The organism is Pseudorhodoferax soli (assembly GCF_003337555.1).
GTDB lineage: Bacteria > Pseudomonadota > Gammaproteobacteria > Burkholderiales > Burkholderiaceae_C > Pseudorhodoferax > Pseudorhodoferax soli.
In genome coordinates, this window is sequence record NZ_QPJK01000003.1 from 242,437 (window position 1) to 256,672 (window position 14,236).

Sequence of the window (14,236 nt, forward strand, 5' to 3'; positions counted from 1 at the left end):
CCGGGCCCGACGCGCGGCGCCCCGGGGTCCAGGCCCTGGCTTGGCGCTGTGCCAGCATGGTCTACTGTGAACATGCCCCCGCCCGACATTCCCCCCGACAGTGTCCGGCTGCCGCCGGCGGGGCCGCCGGACCCGGAGTTCGACTGGATGCTGGCCCCCTTGCTGCAGGCGCTCGGCGTGCACGCCGAGCAGGAGCCGCTGCGCAGCGCGGTGGCCGAGAGCCAGCAGCGCTTCCTGGAGATGGCCGGCCGCACCGACCTCACGGCCCACACCCGCGCCAAGCAGGAAAGCCGGCGCGATGCACAGGACCGCATCCGCATCGCCCAGCTGCAGCAGGAATTCGCCGCCCTCGATGTGCCGTTGCAGTCGCTGATGGACCGCGCCGTGCAGCGCACGCAGGAACTGCTGAACGCCGACGGCATGTCGCTGGAGCTGGCCGACGAGCAGGGCGTGCTGGTGCTCGCTGCCGGCTCCGGCCTGCTGCGCGAGCAGGTCGGCCGACGCTCCAACATGGACATCAGCCTGGCGGCCAAGGCCCTGGCGCAAGGCCGCGTGATGATCAGCGACGACACGCTGTTCGACGACCGGCTGGACCGCGCGCGGGCCCGGGCCGATGGCGTGCGCTCCATGATCGTTGCGCCCCTGCGTTCGGGCGAGGGCATGGTCGGCGTGCTGCTGGCGGCCTATGCCGCGCCCCAGGCCTTCTACGACCGCGACATCGGCAACCTGCAGATCCTGGGCGAGACGCTGGGCGTGACCATCGACCGCCACCGCATGCACGCCCGGCTGCGCGAAGCGGCCGACAAGTACCGCGCGCTGTTCGACCTCAACCCGCAGCCCATGTTCGTGACCGAGTTGCCGACGCTGCGCGTGCTGGCCGTGAACCGCAGCGCAGCCCAGATGTACGGCTACGAGCCGCAGGAGTTGCTCGGCAGGCCCATGACCGACCTGCGCGCGCCCGGCGAGATGGCGCCGCGCGTCGCCATGCCGGGCGATGCCTTCGCCAACCTGCGGCTGCGGCACCGCCGCCAGGACGGCAGCGAATTCGATGTCGAGGTTTCCGGCACCACGATCGACTTCGCCGGCCGGCCGGCACGCCTGGTGCGCAGCCTGGATGTCAGCGCGCGCCTGCGCGCCGAGGCGGCCCTGGCCCGCGTGAGCCGGGCCCAGCGCATGCTGTCGGCCTGCAACGAGAGCCTGGTCCGCGCAAGTTCCGAGCAATCGCTGCTCGAGGAGCTGTGCCGCATCACGGTGGACATCGGCGGCTACGCCATGGCCTGGGTCGGCTTCGCGCGCGACGATGCCGAGCGCAGCGTCGAACCGGCCGCCAAGGTGGGCGACGAGGGCGGCTACATCGGCAGCTTCCCGATGAGCTGGGCGGCCGACACGCCGGCCGGGCAGGGCCCGGTGGGGCTCACCATCCGCACGGGCCAGCTCATCATCGTGCCCAACGTCGAGGACGACCCGCGCTGCACGAATTGGGCGGCCAACGCCCTGGCGCACGGCTACCGCGGCCTGGTCTGCCTGCCGCTGCGCGACGGTGAGCGCACCTTCGGCCTGTTCTACCTGTACTCGGCCGAGGTGGCGACGCCGTCCGAGGACGAGGTGACGCTGCTGCAGGCGCTGGCGGAAGACCTGGCCTTCGGCCTCGTGACGCTGCGTGCGCGCGAGCAGCAGCGTCTTACGCAGGAAGCCCAGCACCGCGTGCAGACGGCCATGCTCAAGGTGGCGGCTGCGGTGTCGGCCAGCACCGGCACGGAGTTCTTCGAGCAGCTGGCGCTGAACATGGCCGACGCGCTGGGCGCGCAGGCCAGCTTCATCGCCACGCTGAAGCCGGGCTCGATGGTGGCACGCACGCTGGGCGCGGTGGTGCACGGGCAGGTGCGGCGCAACTTCGATGCGCCGCTGGAGGGCAGCCGGTTGGCGAGCCTGCTGGACCGCGGTGCCTACGTGGTCACCGAGGGCGTGGCCGAGGCCTTCGCGCCCTATCCGCTGCTCGCCGCCATCGGCGGCCAGGCCTATGCCGGGCACAGCCTGTTCGACGCCGGGCAACGCGTGAGCGGCCTGGTGCTGGTGGTGTTCTCCGAGCCACTGCGCCAGCAGGAATTCCTCGTCTCCACGCTGCGCATCTTCGCCGTGCGTGTGGCCGCCGAACTCGACCGCCGCAAGGCCGACGAGCACATCCGCCACCAGGCCTCGTTGCTGGACAAGGCGCGCGACGCCATCGTGGTGGCCGATACCGGCGGCCGCGTGCAGTACTGGAACAAGAGCGCCGAGCGGCTGTATGGCTGGCGCGCCGACGAGGCCATGGGCCAACCGGTGGCCAGGCTGCTGTTCGACGACGAAGCCATGGGCGGCCACGCCCATGACGAGCTCATGGCCAGCGGCGAATGGAACGGCGAGGTGTCGCGGCGGCGCAAGCTGGGCCAGGCCGTGCAGGTGGAGGCACGCTGGACGCTGGTGCGCGATGAGCAGGGCGTGCCGCGCTCCGTGCTCATGATCGACACCGACATCACCCAGCGCAAGCAGGCCGAGGCCAAGATCCAGAAGCTGGCCTTCTACGACGGCCTGACCAGCCTGCCCAACCGCCAGCTGCTGCAGGACCGGCTGCACAAGGCGCTGGCCAGCTGCGTGCGCCACCGCACCGGCGGCGCGCTGCTGTGCATGGACCTGGACAACTTCAAGACCCTGAACGACACGCTCGGCCACGACAAGGGCGACATGCTGCTGCAGCAGGTGGCGATGCGGCTGGTGTCCTGCGTGCGCGAGGTCGACACGGTGGCGCGGCTGGGGGGCGACGAGTTCGTGATCGTGCTGGAGGAACTCAGCGCCGTGCCGCAGGAGATCGCCGTGCAGGCACGCCGCGTGGGCGAGAAGATCCTGGCCGCGTTGGCCCAGCCCTACCGGCTCGAAGGCTACGAACACCAGAGCACGGCCAGCATCGGCGTGGCCAGCTTCGGCGCCGGCACCGAGAGCGCGGGCGAGCTGCTCAAGCAGGCCGACATCGCGATGTACCAGGCCAAGGCGGCCGGCAAGCACACGCTGCGCTTCTTCGATCCGGGCCTGGAGGCCGCGGTGACGGCGCGTGCGGCCCTGGAGGGCGACCTGCGCCAGGCCTTCGTGCAGCGCGAGTTCTTCCTGCAGTACCAGCCGCAGGTCGATGGCGCCAGCCGCATCACGGGCGTGGAAGCGCTGGTGCGCTGGCGCCACGCGACGCGCGGCCTGGTCTCGCCGGCCGAGTTCATCCCGCTCGCGGAGGAGACCGGCATGATCCTGCTGCTGGGCCACCGCGTGCTGGAGATCGCCTGCAGGCAATTGGCCGAATGGGGCCGGCAGCCGGCGCTGGCGGGGCTGACCATGGCCGTCAACGTCAGTGCGCGGCAGTTCCGGCACAACGAGTTCGTGCGCCAGGTGCGCTCGGTGATCGAGCAGACCGGTGCCGACCCGCGCCGTCTCAAGCTCGAGCTGACGGAGAGCGTGCTGGTCGACGACATGCAGGCCATCGTCTCCAAGATGGACGCGTTGAAGGACATGGGCGTGCGCTTCGCGCTCGACGACTTCGGCACCGGCTACTCGTCGCTGACCTACCTCAAGAAGCTGCCGCTGGACCAGCTCAAGATCGACCAGTCCTTCGTGCGCGACGTGCTGGTGGACGCCAACGATTCGGCCATCGCGCGCACCGTGATCCGGCTCGCGCAAAGCCTGGGCCTGAACGTGATCGCCGAAGGCGTGGAGACGGCCGCCCAGCGCGACTTCCTGGCCAGCGAGGGCTGCGAGGCCTTCCAGGGCTACTTCTTCAGCCGCCCGCTGGTGGCCGAGGCGCTGGACCGGCTGCTGCGCGAGCAGGGCGTGGCCGGCCCCTAGCCGCCCCGGCCGGCCGAGGGCCTCAGGCGGCCTGCGTGCCGTGCCAGGCCGCCGCGAACGCGCGGGCGTCCCGGGCCACGGCCTCTGCGCTCTTGCCCGGCTTGTACAGCGCCGAGCCGATGCCGCAGCCGGCCGAGCCGGCGGCGCGCCACTCGGCAATGTTGACCACCGAGACACCACCCACGGGCAGCAGCGGCGTGCCGGCCGGCAGCACGGCCAGCAGGGCCTTGACCACGGCGGGCGAGCCCATCTCGGCCGGGAACAGCTTGAGCCCGTGCGCTCCGGCCGCGAGCGCACCGAAGGCCTCGGTCGGCGTCAGGATGCCGGGCAGGCAGACCATGCCCAGGCGCACGGCCTCGCGCACCACCTCGGCGTCGAAGTTGGGCGCCACCACCAGGCGGCCGCCGGCAGCGTGCACCTCGCGCACCTGGGCTGCCGTCAGCACGGTGCCTGCACCGACCAGCTTGGCCGGGTGGCTCGCGGCCAGCAGCGCGATGCTGTCCAGCGGCTGCGGCGAGTTGAGCGGCACTTCGAGCATGGCGAAACCGGCGGCGTCCAGCGCCGTGCCGACGGCGGGGGCCTCGGCCGGCGTCAGGCCGCGCAGGATGGCGACCAGGGGCAGGGTGCGCATGGCTGCGCTCAGGAGATCGTGGGCGGGCATGGTGTCAATCCAGGGTGCGGGCCAGGGCATGCAGCCCGGCCCAGGTGGCTTCGGCGCCGAGCCGACGGCTCGCAACGCCATGGACTTCGAGCGCGAGCGCATAGCGCGCCGAAAGCAGCTCGGAACCGATCAGCACCACGGGCGCATCGGGTCTGGGTGCGGCGCCCTGCAACTCGGCACCGATCACCAGGCCCGAGAGGTAGCTGGCCATCCGGTCGGCGTCCAGCTGGCCGAAGAGGGTCAGGGCGCGCGCGCCGAAGGCGTGGTGCAGAAGGCCACCCGCATCGCGCGCACGGGCCACGCCCTGCACGAAGGCGGCTTCGTCGAAAGGCGCCTCGGCGTTCAGCGTGCGCGCCAGGATGGAATGCTGGCTCAGCAGTGCATAGACCTCACCGGTCATGAAGCTGCGGAACCCGGTGACGCGGCCGGCCGCGGCCTGGGCCCATTTGCTGTGCGTGCCGGGCAGCACGAAGAGGCCCTCGGACTGGCCGCCCAACTGCATGGCGCCGAAGATCTGCACCTCCTCGCCGCGCATCACGTCGGGCAGGCCGCCCTGGTCCATGGACAGGCCGGGCACGATGGCCACCGGGCTGCGCGCACCGGGGACCCAGGCCAGCTGGGCCGCCAGTTCCGCGAAGCCGGCCGGACAGGGGCAGTAAGGCGCCTCGGTCCAGCCCTGGCGGCTGCCGGCCATGCCGGAGACCAGGCAGCGCGCGCTCTGGGCGCGCCAGTCGCCGAAGCACTCGTCGAGCACGGCCTCGAAGCCGCTGGCCGGCACGCTCAGGATGCCGCGCGCAAAACCGCGCTGCTCCAGCACCTGGCCATCGGCCGCGATGCGCGCGCCGCGCAGCGAACTCGTGCCCCAGTCGATGGCGAGCAAAGGGAAAGAAGGGGAAGGCATGGGCGGCGTTTATACCGCGGCCGCGCCGCAAGGCAGACGCGACAATGCCGGGCTTTTCGAGGACCTCCCAGATGCCCAACTTTCGCAAGACGATCCTGTTCACCGACACCGATGGCCGCGCCCGCTTCAAGGAGGAAGACGTGGCACTGGATGAAGGCACGCCGCTGTCGGCGCTGTCGGCGCTGCGGCCCAGCGGGGGCTACCAGCTGCGCGAGAGCCCGGTGGGCTTTCGCAGCCAGTTCCATGTGACGGTCACGCCGCAGTGGGTGGTGATCTTGTCGGGCCAGATGGAGATCGGCCTGCAGGACGGAAGCTCGCGTGTCTTCGGTCCTGGGGAGCACTTCTATTCGGCCGACGTGCTGCCGGCCGGCAGCACGTTCGATGCCGGCGTGCACGGGCATTGGAGTCGCCAGGTCGGCGACCAGCCCCTGCGCACGCTGTTCGTCAGGGACTAGCCGGTTCAGCGGCCGTAGCCGCCGCCACCGCCACCGAAGCCGCCGCGGGAACCACCGCCGCCGCCGCCGTGGCCACCGCTGCGGCCGCCACGGCCGCCACCACCGCCGCCGAAGCCGCGGTTGCGGCCACCGCCGCCCATGCTGTCCACGCTGGTGCGCATCGGATCAGGCTGGCCGCCTGCAGTGCTGCGCGGTGCCGGCTTGGCACGGCCGCCGAGCGTGGACGTGCGCAGCGGATCGGGCTGGCCGTGGCCGCCACCTGCGCCGCCACCGTTGCCGCCGTAGCCACCACCACCGCCTGCGCCGTTGTGGCGCGGGCCGTTGTGGCCTCCGGCCGGACGGCCACCACCGCCTTGCGGTCCGCGTTGCTGCTGGGCTTGCGCCGAGCGGCCTGCGCCGTTGCCGCCGCCTTGGCCACGGCCAGCACCGCCGCCACCGCCACCGCTCTGGCCCTTGCTGTCGCGCATGCGCTGCATCATCTCGCTGCGCGCTGCCTTGGCGGCAGCGGCCATGACTTCACGGCTCGGCGGCTTGCCGGCGCCACCCCACAGGGTCTGGCGGCCCATGGCGATGGGTTCGCCCTTTTCGCCGGGTTCGGGGCCAAAGCCTTCCAGCAGCTGCACGGGAATGCGTTGCTTGGTGAAGTCTTCGATGTCCTGCATGAAGCCTTCTTCGTCCATGCAGACCAGGTTCACGGCCTCGCCGCTGGCGCCGGCACGGCCGGTGCGGCCGATGCGGTGCACGTAGTCTTCGCTGACGTTGGGGATCTCGTAGTTCACGACGTGCGGCAGCTCGTCGATGTCGATGCCGCGGGCCGCGATGTCGGTGGCCACCAGCGCGCGGATGTCGCCGCTCTTGAAGCCGGCCAGCGCCTGGGTGCGGGCGCCCTGGCTCTTGTTGCCGTGCAGGGCCATGGCGGTCACGCCGTTCTTGGACAGGAATTCGGCCACGTGGTTGGCGCCGAACTTGGTCCGCGTGAAGACCAGCACCTGGCTCCAGTTGTGCTGCTGGATGATGTGCAGCAGGGCAGCCTTCTTCTTGGCGCGGCCCACGGGGTGGATCACCTGCGTGATGCGCTGCACCGTGGTGTTGCGCGGCGTGACCTGGATCGATTGCGGGTCGCGCAGCAGCGTGGCGGCCAGTTCGCGGATCTCGTCGCTGAAGGTGGCCGAGAACAGCAGGCTCTGCTTGGCCTTGGGCACGACGGCCAGCACCTTCTTCACGTCGTGGATGAAGCCCATGTCCAGCATGCGGTCGGCTTCGTCGAGCACCAGCATTTGCACCTGGCCGAGGTCCAGCACGCCTTGCTGCAGCAGGTCCAGCAGGCGGCCGGGGGTGGCCACCAGCACGTCAACGCCGGCCTTGACCTTGTTGATCTGCGGGTTCATGCCGACACCGCCGAAGACCACGGTGGAGGTCAGGTTCAGGTACTTGCCGTAGGTCTGGACCGATTCCTCGACCTGGGCGGCGAGTTCGCGCGTCGGCGTCAGCACCAGGGCACGGATGCCCTTGCCGTTGAACTTGTTGCGCGGAGCTTCGGATTGCGAGAGGCGCTGCAGCATCGGCAGCGTGAAGGCGGCGGTCTTGCCGGTGCCGGTCTGGGCGCCGCCCAGCAGGTCGCGGCCTTCGAGGATGACCGGGATGGCCTGGGCCTGGATCGCGGTGGGAGTGTCGTAACCCTGCTCGCGCACGGCTTGCAGGATGGCCGGAGCCAGGTTCAGTTCGTCAAATGTCATGGACAGCAATGGGGCACCCTTCCTGGGCGCTATGGAATCGGCCTGTCGCGATGGGGAGCCATCGCACCAGTCTTAGGCAGACGTATGGAGAGAGAAGCAGGGTGTCGGCTGCAGCAGTGATGCGCGAAACCCCCCAGCAGAGCGCTGGTGCGATGGCCAACTGGAAGGCCACCGACCGGCGCATTGTCGCACGCAGACGATAATCCCCCATTCGGCCGGTCTCACGGCCCTTCTTTTTTTCGCTCTGTCCAGGACCTTCTGCATGGCCCAGTACGTCTACACCATGAACCGCGTCTCCAAGACCGTGCCGCCCAAGCGGCAGATCTTGAAAGACATCTCTCTGTCCTTCTTCCCCGGCGCCAAGATCGGCGTGCTGGGCCTCAACGGCTCGGGCAAGTCCTCGCTGCTCAAGATCATGGCCGGCGTCGACAAGGAGTTCGAGGGCGAGGCCATGCCCATGGCCGGCCTGTCCATCGGCTACCTGGAGCAGGAGCCCAAGCTCGACCCCGAGCACACGGTGCGTGATGCGATCAACGAGGCCATGGGTGAGGTCAACGCCGCCAAGGCCCGGCTCGAGGAGATCTACGCCGCCTATGCCGAGGAAGACGCCGACTTCGACGCGCTGGCGGCTGAGCAAGGCCAGCTCGAGGCCGTGATTGCCGCGGCCGGCACCGACTCGGAGCACCAGATCGAGATCGCCGCGGACGCCCTGCGCCTGCCGCCATGGGACGCCAAGATCGGCCTGCTGTCCGGTGGCGAGAAGCGCCGCGTCGCGCTGTGCAAGCTGCTGCTGTCCAAGCCCGACATGCTGCTGCTCGACGAACCTACCAACCACCTGGACGCCGAGTCGGTCGAGTGGCTGGAAGTGTTCCTGCAGCGCTTCACGGGCACCGTGGTCGCCATCACCCATGACCGCTACTTCCTGGACAACGCGGCCGAGTGGATCCTGGAGCTGGACCGCGGCCGTGGCATTCCGTGGAAGGGCAACTACAGCACCTGGCTCGAGCAAAAGGGCGAGCGCCTGGCGCAGGAACAAAAGAGCGAAGAAGCCCACGCCAAGGCCCTGAAGAAGGAACTGGAATGGTCGCGCCAGAACCCCAAGGCGCGCCAGGCCAAGAGCAAGGCGCGGCTGGCGCGCTTCGAGGAGCTGTCGGACGTCGACTACCAGAAGCGCAACGAGACCAACGAGATCTTCATCCCCGTGGCCGAGCGCCTGGGCCAACAGGTCTTCGAGTTCAAGGACGTCAGCAAGAGCTTTGGCGACCGGGTGTTGATCGACAAGCTCAACTTCATCGTGCCACCCGGTGCCATCGTCGGCATCATCGGCCCCAACGGCGCGGGCAAGTCCACGCTGTTCAAGCTGATTGCCGGCAAGGAACAGCCCGACAGCGGCGAAGTCATCGTCGGCCAGACCGTCAAGATGGCCTTTGTCGACCAGCACCGCGACGAGCTGGCCAACAACAAGACCGTGTGGGAAGACATCTCCAACGGCCTGGACATCATCAACGTCGGCAAGTTCCAGATGGCCAGCCGCGCGTACGCGGGCCGCTTCAACTTCAACGGCCAGGACCAGCAGAAGAAGGTGGGCAACCTGTCGGGCGGCGAGCGTGGCCGGCTGCACCTTGCCAAGACGCTGATCCAGGGCGGCAACGTGCTGATGCTCGACGAGCCGTCGAACGACCTGGACGTGGAAACCCTGCGCGCCCTGGAAGACGCGCTGCTGGAATACGCCGGCACCGTGCTGGTCATCAGCCATGACCGCTGGTTCCTCGACCGCATTGCCACCCACATCCTGGCGGCCGAAGGCGACTCGCAATGGGTGTTCTACAACGGCAACTACCAGGAGTACGAGGCCGACAAGAAGAAGCGCCTGGGCGAGGAGGGCGCCAAGCCCAAGCGCGTGCGCTTCAAGGCGCTGAAGTAATCAGTCGCCGGGATCCAGGCGGCGCGCGAGCACCCGCTTGCGCGCCGCGTGGATGTTGTGCCGCAGCGCGTACAGCTCGTCCGCGTAGGACAGCGGCACCGCCACCTTGTCGACCACGCGGTCGAGGTGGTCGAGTTCTTCCAGCAGCCGGTCGGGCGATGCGTCGGCATCGCTGGTGCGCGCCTCGATCTCGCGCAGCCGTGCGTACCATCGGAACACGCGCCGGCGCACGCGGAAGGTGTAGAGCGGCGGCACCACGCGCGACAGCGGCAGCAGCAGCACCAGCAGGCCGCCCAGCACCAGCCACATGCGTTCGACCAGGTTGCTGGCCCAGAACGGCAGGTAGCGCTGCCAGAACGGCGGCTGGCCATTGATGGCACGGTCGCCCTCGGTGCTGACGGGCAGCTCGCTGGTGCGCGTGTTCGGGAAGTCGCGCACGCGGTTGAACCAGCCGGCACCGCCATGGATGCCCTGGCCGGCCTGGGCCAGCAGCTGGCGCAGCGCGGGGTGGGTCTGCTCGCGCACCAGCAGCGAAGTGGTGGCCGCCAGCATGGCGACGTCGTCGGCCGGCAGATCCTGGGCCAGGTCGACGATGCCGCGCGGCAGGCTCACGGACGAGAAGAACGGAAAGATGCGCGTGTAGGCATCGCTTTGGCGCAGGTCCATCAGCGCGACGCCGGGCGCGCGCAGCAGGCGCTGCACCAACGGCGACTCGGGGGCCGAGGCCAGCACCATGACATCGAGCAGGCCGCCTTCCAGCGCCTCCGTGGCCGGGCTTTGCGCCAGGTGCGAGACCTGCATGGCGGCCGGGTCGAGCCGGTTGGCGCGCAGCATGCGCTCCAGGATGTCGGGCACGCCGCTGCCTGCCTTGTCCACGTTCACGCGCAAGGTCTTGAGCGCAGCCAGCGACTGCAATGGCCCCGCCCGCCGCTGCGCCGGGCGCAGCGCGTCGGGCCGGTAGAAGATCCACAGTGGCTCGTAGAACAGCGCGCCCAGCGACTGCAGGCCGGCCTCCTCGTCGGCCACCGGGTCGGCGCTGCCACCGCGCACGAACGCCGCCTCGGCCTCGCCCCGGCGCAGCAGCGCGAGGTTGTCCAGCGAGCCATCGGTGGGCACCAGTTCCACCGCGATGCCGTGGCTGCGCAACGCATCGGCATAGCGCTGGCCGAAGGCCGCGTAGGCGCTGCCCGCCGGGCCGGTGGCCAGCCGCAGGCTGGTCGGCGGCTGGGGCTGCAGATACCAGTAGGCCGCGGCCAGGATGGCGATGGGCAGCAGCACCAGCGGGCCGGCGGACACCAGCAGGTCGCGCAGCCCCAGCAGCGCGAGCCGCAGCGTGCGTGGCAGGCCCTTCATGGACGGGCGAAATCGCGTGCTGCAGGCAGCTGCAGGGCGCCCACGCTCACCGCCTCGGCCGCCCACACGGCCTGCAGCACGGCCCGCGCCACGGCCTCCGCCGCCATGGTCGCCAGCACCATCATGCCGGGCGAAGGCGCCGTTGCCAGGCCAGTGGCCAGCGCGAACACCGTGTCGCCGTCCGACATGGTGTGCACCGGGTTGATGGTGCGGGCCAGCCCGTCGTGGCCGGCCTGGGCCAGGCGGTGCGCCTGCGCCTTGGTGATGGCCGCGTCGGTGGCGATCACGGCCAGCGTGGTGTTGGTGCCGGCCAGGATGGGGCGGGGCGCCTCGCCGGCCAGCAGCGCGCGTCGTGTGTCCAGCAGGGCGCGGCCGTCGACCGTGCGGGCACCGGCGATCACGCGGCCCGTGGCCGGGTCGACGACATCGCCGAGCGGGTTGGCCACCACCAGCGCGCCCACGGTCACGCCGTTCACGCGCACGCTGGCCGTGCCGATGGCGCCCTTCATGGCGCGCGCCGCTCCGAACACCTTGCCCACCATGGCCCCGGCGCCGGCACCCACATTGCCCTGTGCCGGTGCTTCGCGGGTGGCGGCGGCGCAGGCGGCATAGCCCGCGGCTGCGTCGGGGCGGATGCGGGCGTCGCCCAGCGGCAGGTCGAACAGCACGGCGGCCGGCACCAGGGGCACGGTGGCGAAACCCACGTCCAGCCCCACGCCTTGCTCCTCGAGCCAGCGCATGGCGCCGTCTGCGGCGGCCAGGCCGAACGCGCTGCCGCCAGCCAGCATGACCGCGTGCACGCGCTCCACCAGGTTGGACGGCGCCAGCAGGTCGGTTTCGCGCGTGCCGGGCGCCGCGCCGCGCACGTCCACGCCGGCCACGGCCCCGCCGCGCGCGAGCACCACGCTGCAGCCGGTGGGCCGGCGGGGATCTGTGAAATGGCCGACCGCGATGCCGTCCACGTCGGTGATGGCGCCGGCACGGGCCGGCCAAGTAGGCGAAGACATGGGCGGCGATTATGGGCGGGCCGGCGCCGCCGATCTGTCCTTAAATCGATGACAAACCTACAGATTAATCGAACGGAAATGGCAATAATGGCGCCTTCGCCACACGCGCTTCCGGACCACGCGGGGCTGCACGGTTCGATGCGCTTTCTTCCCACCTCGTACGACGTCTGGGGCGTCCTGGCCTCCGTGCTGATCGCCAGCGTGGCGTCTTATGTGACGCTGGACCTGGCACGGCGCGTACGCCAGCCCGACCGGCTGGCGGCGCTGCTGTGGTGGCTCGGCGGCTCGCTGGTCATGGGCACGGGCATCTGGTCCATGCACTTCGTCGGCATGCTGGCGTTCTCGCTGCCCATCCAGCTGGGCTACACGCCGGGGCTCACGGCGGCCTCCTTCGTCGCGGCGGTGTTCACCTCGGGCGTGGCCCTGGGCATTGCCAGCCTGGGACGGCTGGGCCTGGTGCGCGTGCTGGTCGGCGCCGGTGTCATGGGCCTGGGCATCTGCGCCATGCACTACACGGGCATGGCAGCGCTGGACATGGCACCCGGCATCGTCTGGAACATGGGCTGGGTGGCGGCCTCGGCGGCGATCGCCGTCGGCGCCTCGGCCGTGGCCCTGTGGCTGTTCTTCTGGCTGCGCGGTTTCCAGGGGCTGCGCGGCTGGGTCTACCAGATCGTGGCCGCGGCGGTGATGGGCCTGGCGATCTCCGGCATGCACTACGCGGGCATGGCGGCGGCTTCGTTCCCGCAGGACGCTGTCTGCCTCAGCGTGGATGCCCTGGGCGGCCGCGGGCTGGCCATTGCCGTGGGTGTCGCCTGCGTGCTGCTGTTGCTGCTGACGCTGGCCGTTTCCTCGTGGGACTACCGCATGCAGCGCCGCACGGCCACGTTGTCGTCGTCGCTGCGGGCGGCCAATGCCGAGCTGCAGTCGGCCAATGACGAACTGCACCGGCGCGCCTTCAGCGACCCGCTGACCGGCTTGCCGAACCGGCTGCTGTTCGAGGACCGGCTGGCGCACGCCCTGTCGCGCCACGACCGTGCCGACGAGAGCATCAGCCAGCGCAAGGCCGAGCGCATCGGCGTGTTGTTCATCGACCTGGACGGCTTCAAGCCGGTCAACGACATCTTCGGCCACGCCGCCGGCGACGCGGTGCTCAAGGCCGCGGCCGGCCGGCTGCAGGAGCTGGCGCGCAGCAGCGACACCGTGGCACGCGTAGGCGGCGACGAATTCCTGTTGCTGGCGGAGGACGCCGGCAGCGTCGCGGACTGCATGACGCTGGGCGGCCGCGTGGCGCAGGCGCTGAGCCAGCCCTTCGAGGTGGCGGGCCGCAGCGTGCAGATCGGCTGCTCGATCGGCGTGGTGGTCTACCCGGACCAGGGCGAACGCAACAAGCTGGTCGCCAACGCGGACGCCGCCATGTATGTGGCCAAGCGCAACGGCGGCAACAGCTGCGCGCTGTTCGAGGCGCACATGGACCGCAGTGCCGGTGAGCAGCTGAGCCTGCTGAGCGACCTGCGCCAGGCGCTGGCGCGCGGCCAGCTGGTGCTGCACTACCAGCCCAAGATCGACGGCAAGCGCGGCCAGGTGCATGGCGTGGAGGCACTGCTGCGCTGGCAGCATCCCGAACGCGGCCTGGTGGAGCCGGATGAATTCATTCCGCTGGCCGAGCGCTTCGGCCTCATCAACCAGCTGGGCGGCTGGGTCATCGATGAGGCATGCCGGCAGATGCATGTCTGGGCCGACCAGGGCTTGCGCATGCGCGTGTCGGTCAACCTCTCGGTGCACCAGCTGCGCGAGAGCGACCTGGTGGGGCGCATCGAACAGGCGCTGCAGCGCAACTTCGTGCCGGCCTCGCAGCTACTGTGCGAGATCACCGAGTCGGTGGCCATGGAGGACATCAAGGCCACGCAGCGCACCTTCGACAACCTCGCGCGCATCGGCGTGTACCTGTCGATCGACGACTTCGGTACCGGCTACTCCAGCCTGAGCTACCTGCGCCAACTGCCTGCGCGGCAGCTGAAGATCGACCGCAGCTTCGTGCAGGACCTGGAGAGCAGCAACGACGCACGCGCCGTGGTCGACGCGGTGATCCGCCTGTCGCACGCCCTGGGGCTGCGCGTGGTGGCCGAGGGCGTGGAGACTGCGGCGCAGAACGACATCCTGCTGCAGATGGGCTGCGACGAATTGCAGGGCTACCACTTCGCCCGGCCGATGTCGGCACAGGCGCTGCAGTCCTGGGCCCAGGACGGCGACAACCGCCGCAGTGCCGGCAACAGTCCGCTGGCGTTTTCCGACTCGGTGCTCGGCAACGTTTGATGCTCGGAAAATCGCACCAAAG

Annotated in this window: 9 protein-coding genes; 4 read left to right on the top strand and 5 right to left on the bottom strand. The window is 70.2% G+C overall.

The window, feature by feature from the left end; genetic code table 11:
* The first annotated feature begins 72 nt into the window (after window positions 1–72).
* On the top strand, window positions 73–3,864 hold the full coding sequence (locus DES41_RS12830) for an EAL domain-containing protein (RefSeq protein WP_114468041.1): 3,792 nt from the start codon (window positions 73–75) through the stop codon (window positions 3,862–3,864).
* 22 nt (window positions 3,865–3,886) lie between these two features.
* Here DES41_RS12830 and DES41_RS12835 read toward each other — a convergent pair whose 3' ends face one another.
* A complete protein-coding gene (locus tag DES41_RS12835) occupies window positions 3,887–4,525 on the bottom strand; it encodes a 2-dehydro-3-deoxy-6-phosphogalactonate aldolase (RefSeq protein WP_114468042.1) in 639 nt (212 codons plus the stop codon).
* Between the two features lie 4 nt (window positions 4,526–4,529).
* Entirely contained in the window at window positions 4,530–5,426 is an 897-nt protein-coding gene (locus DES41_RS12840) for a 2-dehydro-3-deoxygalactonokinase (RefSeq protein WP_114468043.1), read from the bottom strand.
* A gap of 71 nt (window positions 5,427–5,497) precedes the next feature.
* On the opposite strand from DES41_RS12840, the gene DES41_RS12845 reads away from it, so the two are divergent.
* Window positions 5,498–5,881: a cupin domain-containing protein gene (locus DES41_RS12845; RefSeq protein ID WP_114468044.1), complete on the top strand. Its 384-nt coding sequence runs from the start codon at window positions 5,498–5,500 to the stop codon at window positions 5,879–5,881.
* A gap of 5 nt (window positions 5,882–5,886) precedes the next feature.
* On the opposite strand, the gene DES41_RS12850 is transcribed toward DES41_RS12845, so the two are convergent.
* Entirely contained in the window at window positions 5,887–7,617 is a 1,731-nt protein-coding gene (locus DES41_RS12850; protein ID WP_114468045.1) for a DEAD/DEAH box helicase, read from the bottom strand.
* A 262-nt stretch (window positions 7,618–7,879) separates the two neighbouring features.
* On the opposite strand from DES41_RS12850, the gene ettA reads away from it, so the two are divergent.
* The gene (gene ettA, locus DES41_RS12855; RefSeq protein ID WP_114468046.1) at window positions 7,880–9,541 is read left to right on the top strand and encodes an energy-dependent translational throttle protein EttA; all 1,662 of its coding nucleotides are present in this window, start codon (window positions 7,880–7,882) and stop codon (window positions 9,539–9,541) included.
* On the opposite strand, the gene DES41_RS12860 is transcribed toward ettA, so the two are convergent.
* Window positions 9,542–10,894 carry a TAXI family TRAP transporter solute-binding subunit gene (locus DES41_RS12860; protein WP_114468047.1) on the bottom strand — a complete coding sequence of 451 codons (1,353 nt, stop codon included), beginning with the start codon at window positions 10,892–10,894 and terminating at the stop codon, window positions 9,542–9,544.
* Window positions 10,891–11,901 carry a P1 family peptidase gene (locus DES41_RS12865; protein ID WP_114468048.1) on the bottom strand — a complete coding sequence of 337 codons (1,011 nt, stop codon included), beginning with the start codon at window positions 11,899–11,901 and terminating at the stop codon, window positions 10,891–10,893. Before DES41_RS12865 ends, DES41_RS12860 begins: the two co-directional genes overlap by 4 nt.
* 138 nt (window positions 11,902–12,039) lie before the next feature.
* Here DES41_RS12865 and DES41_RS12870 point away from each other — a divergent pair, with 138 nt between their 5' ends.
* The gene (locus DES41_RS12870) at window positions 12,040–14,214 is read left to right on the top strand and encodes a putative bifunctional diguanylate cyclase/phosphodiesterase (RefSeq protein ID WP_114468408.1); all 2,175 of its coding nucleotides are present in this window, start codon (window positions 12,040–12,042) and stop codon (window positions 14,212–14,214) included.
* Window positions 14,215–14,236 lie beyond the last annotated feature (22 nt).

What these genes read in the sequence shown, in the direction of transcription:
- DES41_RS12830 (WP_114468041.1), top strand. Translation starts at nt 73, where the DNA reads ATGCCCCCGCCCGACATTCCCCCCGACAGTGTCCGGCTGCCGCCGGCG.
- DES41_RS12835 (WP_114468042.1), bottom strand. Translation starts at nt 4,525, where the DNA reads ATGCCCGCCCACGATCTCCTGAGCGCAGCCATGCGCACCCTGCCCCTG.
- DES41_RS12840 (WP_114468043.1), bottom strand. Translation starts at nt 5,426, where the DNA reads ATGCCTTCCCCTTCTTTCCCTTTGCTCGCCATCGACTGGGGCACGAGT.
- DES41_RS12845 (WP_114468044.1), top strand. Translation starts at nt 5,498, where the DNA reads ATGCCCAACTTTCGCAAGACGATCCTGTTCACCGACACCGATGGCCGC.
- DES41_RS12850 (WP_114468045.1), bottom strand. Translation starts at nt 7,617, where the DNA reads ATGACATTTGACGAACTGAACCTGGCTCCGGCCATCCTGCAAGCCGTG.
- ettA (WP_114468046.1), top strand. Translation starts at nt 7,880, where the DNA reads ATGGCCCAGTACGTCTACACCATGAACCGCGTCTCCAAGACCGTGCCG.
- DES41_RS12860 (WP_114468047.1), bottom strand. Translation starts at nt 10,894, where the DNA reads ATGAAGGGCCTGCCACGCACGCTGCGGCTCGCGCTGCTGGGGCTGCGC.
- DES41_RS12865 (WP_114468048.1), bottom strand. Translation starts at nt 11,901, where the DNA reads ATGTCTTCGCCTACTTGGCCGGCCCGTGCCGGCGCCATCACCGACGTG.
- DES41_RS12870 (WP_114468408.1), top strand. Translation starts at nt 12,040, where the DNA reads ATGCGCTTTCTTCCCACCTCGTACGACGTCTGGGGCGTCCTGGCCTCC.